The organism is Syntrophorhabdus sp., from assembly GCA_012719415.1.
Taxonomy (GTDB): domain Bacteria; phylum Desulfobacterota; class Syntrophorhabdia; order Syntrophorhabdales; family Syntrophorhabdaceae; genus Delta-02.
This window is the reverse complement of sequence record JAAYAK010000044.1, coordinates 1-6,909: the sequence shown is the minus strand read 5'-3', so window position 1 is coordinate 6,909 and position 6,909 is coordinate 1. Positions and strand designations below refer to the sequence as shown.

Below are 6,909 nucleotides of genomic sequence, written 5' to 3'. Positions count from 1 at the left end.
TTGGTCATTATCTTCTTCCTTGGTCATTGGGATTTGATCATTGGTCATTGTCATTTTTTCACGCTCTGTCATGCACCTTCTGGATCACCATCTTCCGGTTCTTCAGGACCGACGTGTATTTCCTGAGGTCCAGCACGATCACCGTGATGTTGTCCGTGCTGCCCCTGTCGAGGGCCATGCGCGATATCCCTTCCGCGCCTTTCCGCGGGTCCCTCTCCTGCCGTGCCGCGTCAATGACCTCGCCGGGTGACAGAACGTCCCATACCCCGTCGCAGGCGAGGACCGCCACGTCGTTCTCCGAGCCCAGCACCCCCTCCGTTATGCGGGGCTCCGCGCTCACGTAAGGCTTGAGACAGGCATCCCCCAGGGCCCGGCTGATCGCCAGGATACCCTCGACCCTCGGGACACCCAGCAAGACCACGCTTCCGCCGAGGGCTTCGACACGGGACCGCTCCGCCCGGGTGTCTGGTTTGTGGTCCTCGGTGAGGACGGCCGCTCCCTGCCCCGTGCCGATGACAACCCTGGAGTCGCCCGCATTTGCCGCCAGGAAACGTTCTCCGATGAGATACAGCTGGGCGGCGCAGGTCCCCGCCTGCACGCGGCGGCCGACGAGATGAGCATCGACGGCAAGATAGGCCTCGCGAAGGATGTCCGCCTCGTCCCTGCGCTCACCAGGCGGCCGTTCCCGCTCGCGCGACCAGGAGCGAAGGAACCAGGGGGTCAGCATCTGGGCGGCTATCTGCGCGGGTTGCCTGCCCCCGTGCCCGTCATATATCTCGGCGCTGAAGAAAAGCCTGGCGGGGTCCTCGTAGAAGGCATGCTCGTCCTCCATGGTCCGCCTGAAGCCTATCTCCTCACTGATCCCCCGGGGGATATCCATGGGGATATTCTACCCCGGATGCCGTCTTTTTCACAGGGTGAAAAGCCGTCCCGGCGGGGCAAATCAATACTTGCAAAAGCGAATGCTAAAGGTCTATAATAAGTACTTCCATCATGAAATTTGAAGAAGGGTTGAAAAAACTGGAAGATATCGTTAAAACCCTCGATGACGGGAAAATACCCCTTGATGAGGCGTTAGGTCTTTTCAAGGAGGGTCTCGGCCTCACGAAGGAGCTTTCGAGGAGGCTTGACGAGGTCGAGAAGAAGGTGGATATACTGATCAGGAAAGAAGACGGGACGGTGGAAAAGACCCCCTTCCCCGGGGATGACGAATAGTGGACCTGGCAAGCTATCTCCATGACAAGAAAATAGTGGTCGAGAATATGCTCAGGGACATCTGCGCGAGCTTCGTCTCCACTCCCGGCATTCTCAGGAATGCCATGGAATACATGCTTTTCAGCAACGGGAAGAAGATCCGGCCCATTCTTGCGATAGCCGCCTGCGAGGCCAAGGGAAGGAGCGCCGACGACTTCCTCCCCTGCTTCTGCACCCTCGAGATGATCCACACCTACTCCCTCATCCATGATGACCTCCCCTGCGTGGACAATGACGATACCCGGCGCGGCAGGCCGACATGCCACAGGGCCTTCGGTGACGCCGTGGCCATCATGGCCGGTGACGGTCTGCTCACCGAGGCTTTCAGGGTCCTCACGGACCAGCGATTCACGGAAAGGGTAAGTCCAAAGATATCCAAGCAGATCGTGTTCGAGATAGCCCACGCGGCCGGGGCCGAAGGGATGGTCGGCGGTCAGGTGATGGACATAATATACGAGAACAAGGAAGGCACCAGGAACATCCTCCATTACATCCATTCCCACAAGACGGCCGCCATGCTTCGCGCGTCCGTCCGGGTCGGCGCGATCGCGGGCGGCGCCAGGGCGAGGGAGCTCAAGGGCTTCACCCGCTACGGCGATGCCATAGGGCTCGCCTTTCAGATCATGGACGATATCCTCGACGTGGAAGGCGACGAGGAAATGGTTGGCAAGAAGCTGAAAAAGGACGCGAACAAGCAGACCTACGTCAAGCATTACGGTATTCTCGCTTCCAAGTACAAACTGGAGCAACTCGTCGATGAAGCAGTGAGATCGATCGCATTCCTGGGAGATAACGGCCGCATTCTCGAGGACATAGCGCGCTTCATCGGCAACAGGGTTTCGTAATGCTTCTCCAGACAATCAATTCACCCGAGGATCTCAAGAAACTGTCCGTTGCCCAACTCGTCGAGCTCGCCGGCGAGATACGTCCCTTCATCACCGACGTCATATCCCGGACGGGCGGACACCTTGCCTCGAACCTCGGCACCGTCGAGCTTACCATCGCCCTCTACTACGTCTTCAACCCTCCCGAAGACAAGATAGTCTGGGACGTCGGCCATCAGTGCTACACGTGCAAGCTCCTGACGGGCCGGCGGGAGAGCTTCTGCACGATCCGCCAGGACGGGGGGCTCTCCGGTTTCCCCTGCAAGGCGGAAAGCCCCTACGATGTGTTCGACACGGGCCATGCCAGCAATTCCATATCCGTCGCGGCGGGGCTCGCCGAGAGCAAGAGGAAGCTGGGTTCGTCCTCCAGGATCATAGCCGTCATCGGGGACGGCTCGCTGACGGGTGGCATGGCCTTCGAGGCCTTGAACCACGCCGGACACCTCAGAAGCGATATCATTGTCGTCCTCAACGACAACGAGATGTCCATTTCAAAGAACGTCGGGGGACTGGCGAGCCATCTCAACCGGATCATGACGGGAGAGTTCATGAGCAGCGTCCGGGAGGAGCTGAAGAACCGGATGAAGACCATGCCGACCATCTACAAGACGGCGCGGTACCTGGAAGAGACCGTAAAGGGGATCTTCGGGCCGGGGATGATCTTTGAAGAACTCGGCTTCACCTACGTCGGTCCCGTCGACGGCCATAACATGGAACACCTCCTCGAGACAATGAGGAACGTGAGCAGGCTCAAAGGGCCGCTGCTCGTCCACGTCATCACCAGGAAGGGCAAAGGTTACACCCACGCCGAGGACGACCCCGAACGGTTCCATGGCATCTCGACCTTCGAACTCACCACCGGCAACAGCCTTTCCAGGGGAAAGAAGACCTATACCGACGTTTTCGGCGACACGATAGTCGACCTTGCGAAGATGGACGAAAGGGTGGTGGCGATCACGGCCGCCATGGGCCTCGGCACGGGCCTCGACAAGTTCTCCGCCATCTTCCCCGACAGGTTCTACGACATAGGCATCGCCGAGCAGCACGGGGTCACCTTTTCGGCGGCCCTCGCCCTCGGCGGGCTCAAGCCCTTCGTCGCCATCTATTCCACCTTTCTGCAAAGGGCCTACGATCAGATCATCCTCGACGTGTGCCTGCAAAACCTGCCCGTAGTGTTCGCCGTGGACCGCAGCGGGATAGTGGGACAGGACGGGCCCACCCATCACGGAGTCTACGACCTTTCCTATTTCCGCCATATCCCGAACATGGTCCTCATGGCGCCGAAGGACGAGAATGAGCTCAGGCAGATGCTCTATTCCGGGTACCGCTACGCCAGGCCGGTCGCCATCCGCTACCCCCGCGGGGAGGCCCTGGGCGTGCCGATCGAAGATGACTTCCACGAGATACCTTTCGGCACCTGGGAATTGCTCCGCGAAGGCAGGGACATCACCATGATAGCCTGTGGGAACATGGTCGCCACGGCCATGGAGGCCGCGGGCGTGCTCGCAGACGACGGCATAGATGCCGGCGTCGTCAACGGCAGGTTCATTAAACCAATGGACGAGAACCTCCTTGCCGAAGTGGCCGCACGGACAGGGCGCATCCTCACCCTGGAAGAGAACGTGGTCATCGGGGGATTCGGCAGCGGAGTCGGGGAGGCCCTCGCCAGAGTGGGATCGCTCATTCCCTTCAGGTCACTGGGTATCCCCGATGTCTTCGTCACCCACGGCGGTCAGGGAACACTGCGCAAGTCTCTGGGCATCGACCTCGATGGGATAGTGAGAACGGTCCGGACGTGGCTAGGGAAAGAATAGACGTCCTGCTTGCAAAGCGCGCCCTGGCACCGTCGCGGGAAAAGGCCCGGGTGCTGGTCATGGCCGGTGAGGTGTACGTCGACGGTGAGAGGGTCCTGAAGGCGGACCGGAAGGTAGACGAGACCGCCAGTCTCGAGGTCAGGGGAGATCCCATCCCCTATGTGAGTTTCGGCGGCGTCAAGCTCAAGGCCGCCCTCGACACCTTCCGCCTTTCCGTCCACGGCCGGACAGCACTCGATATCGGCTCTTCAACAGGCGGGTTCACCGATTGCCTCCTCAAGGAAGGGGCAAAGAAGGTCTACGCCGTCGATTCCGGGACGCACCAGCTCCATGAGAAGCTCCGGGGCGACGAACGGATAGTCCTCAGGGAGAACTTCAACGCCCGCTACCTGACCGCCTCCGACATCGGTGAAAGGGTCGATATCATCACGATAGACGTGTCATTCATCTCCCTGAAGAAGATCATCCCCGCGGCCGCAGGCGTTCTCGCCAAAGAAGGCAGCATCATTTCCCTCGTCAAGCCGCAGTTCGAAGTGGGGAGATATAATGTGGGCAAGGGCGGCATCGTGAAGGACGCCAGGAGGATCGAGTCCGTGCTCGAGGATATCAGGCAGTTCGGCGGGACACTGGGCCTTGACGCCGTCGGAACCGTAGAGGCCCCCAGGGAAAAAGAGAGAAAGAACAAGGAATACTTCATCCTATGGGAAAGATCGGGCACCCCCGGCAGGTAAAGCTCTTCGCCAGCATCATCTTCAACGGGGACGCGGACCTTGAAGCGGTCCTCGACTCCCTCAACAGGACCATGGGACCCGTTGAAGATAGAACCCCTCCGACCCTTTTTACCCACACGACATACTACAACAGGGAAATGGGCGAAGGACTTATGCGATCCTACGTCCTCTTCTCACCTCTTGTCGACCGGAACGTCCTCCCGGATATCAAGGTATCCACCAATGCCACGGAGGACCTCTTCGCGAAGGAAGGCAGGAGGACCGTGAACATTGACTCTGGATATATCGCTCTGGAACATGTTATACTCGCCACTACAAAGGGATACGCGCACAGGATCTACCTGGGGAAAGGGATACACGCCGACCTGACGCTCATGTTCAACAACGGGTCATATCGCCCTCTTGAGTGGACATACCCGGATTACGCCGAAGAGCAGACGATAGCCCTTTTCAACCGGTGGAGAGAGCTCTGCAGGGAATCCCTGAGAACCAGCGGGCGGGCAGACCCGCACCCATGAAGGTGGATTATGCCGAGAAGCATGACAGGATTCGCAAAGATCGAAAAGGAGTTCCCCGCAGGAAGGATCGTGAGCGAGGCCCGGAGCCTCAACAGCCGCTACCTTGAAATGAACATCAGGCTTCCCCGGACCGATTACGCATCGGAGCAGAAACTCAGGGACCTCGTGAAAAAGCACGTCAAAAGGGGAAAAGTGGATGTCACCATCAAGTGGGAAAAGGCCTCTGACGAGATCGCCATACCCAGGGTGAACGAGAACGTCGTGCGGCAATACGCCGCGATGGCGCGCGATCTGAAGGAGAACTACGGGCTTACCGGGGACCTGACGATAGAGAGCGTCTTCACACTCAAGGACGTTTTCGCGTACGAGGAGAACAACAGCCTTCCCGAGGACGTCCTGACGGCCGCATGCTCGGACCTCATTGCCGCCCTCAACGAAGAGCGCGCACGGGAAGGCGGGCACATCATGAACGACCTTCTCGGAAGACTGGATGCCATAACCGCCAGTCTTGCCGAGATACAGACCGGCTGGCCGGAGGTCATCAAGGCCCACGAGGAGAGGCTCCGGGGCAAGATAGCGGAGATAACACAATCCGTCGCCGTGGATGAGACCCGGGTCCTTCAAGAGATCGCCATCTACATGGAACGCGTCGACATATCGGAAGAGATCGTGCGCCTGACGGGGCACCTCGACAACTTCCGCGGCACCCTGGCATCCCTCGAACCCATGGGCAGAAAGCTTGATTTCATCATCCAGGAGATGGTGCGGGAGACGAACACAATCGGGAGCAAGTCCAACGACCTGTATATAAACGAGCGCGTCATAGGAATTAAGGTGGAGATAGAGAAGATGCGGGAACAGGTGCAGAATGTCGAATAACCCGGATGGAAAGGGAACGGCGTCCCCGGCCGCGGCCCGCCCCGATGATCTGAGAAAAGGTGTCCTCATTGTCGTCTCCGGTCCGTCGGGTGTGGGCAAGTCAACCCTGATCGACCGCTTCCTCAGGGAAGACGGTCGCAGTCAGTTTTCCATTTCCTACACGACACGGCAAAGACGGGTGCACGAGATCGACGGCAAGGACTATCATTTCGTCGACGAGAGAACCTTCGAGTCCATGATAGCGAAAAGACATTTTCTCGAATGGGAGAAGGTCCACGGGAATCTCTACGGGACCCCCCGGGCAGAGATCCTGGCCATTCTGCAGACGGGAAAGGACATCATCCTCGACATAGACGTGAAGGGGGCGATCAACATCAGCGGTCAGTGCGCGGCGGCACGGCTCATCTTCATCGAGCCTCCCTCGGTGGAAGAGCTCATCTGCCGCCTGTCCCTGCGCGGCGAGAAAGAGATAGAGACGCGGATGAAGCGCGTGGAAGAAGAAATTGCAAGAAAAGGTGAATTCGGCTATACTATCGTCAACGACGATCTTGAAAAGGCATACGGAAGGTTCCGGAAAGCGATCGACGATATAAGGAGAGAGGATAATGGCAAGAATAACTGTTGAAGACTGCATGGAAATGGTGGAGAACCGTTTCGAGCTTGTCCATCTCGCGGCGCGCCGGTCGAAGCAGCTCATCAAGGGCGCGAAGCCCCTTACGAAGTCCACGAACAGGGAGATCGTGACCTCCCTGAGAGAGATCGCCGAGAAACACATCTATTTCGAAAAGAAAGAATCCATAGAAACAAAAGAGACCCCCTACCAGCTGTC

General features: G+C 58.5%; 9 protein-coding genes. 8 read left to right on the top strand and 1 reads right to left on the bottom strand.

Going from position 1 to position 6,909, the window contains the following annotated elements:
- Positions 1-58: 58 nt before the first annotated feature.
- Entirely contained in the window at positions 59-880 is an 822-nt protein-coding gene (locus GXX82_02830; GenBank protein ID NLT21962.1) for a protein serine/threonine phosphatase 2C family protein, read from the bottom strand.
- A gap of 113 nt (positions 881-993) precedes the next feature.
- Between GXX82_02830 and xseB the strand changes: the two genes are divergently transcribed.
- From xseB to GXX82_02790, 8 genes are all read left to right on the top strand, one after another.
- Complete coding sequence (gene xseB / locus GXX82_02825) at positions 994-1,215, top strand: exodeoxyribonuclease VII small subunit (GenBank protein ID NLT21961.1); 222 nt, start codon at positions 994-996, stop codon at positions 1,213-1,215.
- Positions 1,215-2,099, top strand: a complete 885-nt coding sequence (locus GXX82_02820) for a polyprenyl synthetase family protein (GenBank protein ID NLT21960.1) — start codon at positions 1,215-1,217, stop codon at positions 2,097-2,099. The genes xseB and GXX82_02820 overlap by 1 nt, the downstream gene beginning before the upstream one ends.
- Positions 2,099-3,952 carry a 1-deoxy-D-xylulose-5-phosphate synthase gene (locus GXX82_02815; GenBank protein NLT21959.1) on the top strand — a complete coding sequence of 618 codons (1,854 nt, stop codon included), beginning with the start codon at positions 2,099-2,101 and terminating at the stop codon, positions 3,950-3,952. Before GXX82_02820 ends, GXX82_02815 begins: the two co-directional genes overlap by 1 nt.
- The gene (locus GXX82_02810) at positions 3,934-4,683 is read left to right on the top strand and encodes a TlyA family RNA methyltransferase (GenBank protein NLT21958.1); all 750 of its coding nucleotides are present in this window, start codon (positions 3,934-3,936) and stop codon (positions 4,681-4,683) included. Before GXX82_02815 ends, GXX82_02810 begins: the two co-directional genes overlap by 19 nt.
- On the top strand, positions 4,653-5,201 hold the full coding sequence (locus GXX82_02805; protein NLT21957.1) for a DUF4416 family protein: 549 nt from the start codon (positions 4,653-4,655) through the stop codon (positions 5,199-5,201). Before GXX82_02810 ends, GXX82_02805 begins: the two co-directional genes overlap by 31 nt.
- 21 nt (positions 5,202-5,222) lie before the next feature.
- Positions 5,223-6,080, top strand: a complete 858-nt coding sequence (locus GXX82_02800; protein ID NLT21956.1) for a YicC family protein — start codon at positions 5,223-5,225, stop codon at positions 6,078-6,080.
- Positions 6,070-6,705: a guanylate kinase gene (gene gmk / locus GXX82_02795; GenBank protein ID NLT21955.1), complete on the top strand. Its 636-nt coding sequence runs from the start codon at positions 6,070-6,072 to the stop codon at positions 6,703-6,705. The genes GXX82_02800 and gmk overlap by 11 nt, the downstream gene beginning before the upstream one ends.
- The coding region (locus GXX82_02790; protein ID NLT21954.1) for a DNA-directed RNA polymerase subunit omega at positions 6,686-6,909 on the top strand (224 nt) is incomplete at its 3' end. The genes gmk and GXX82_02790, both read left to right, overlap by 20 nt.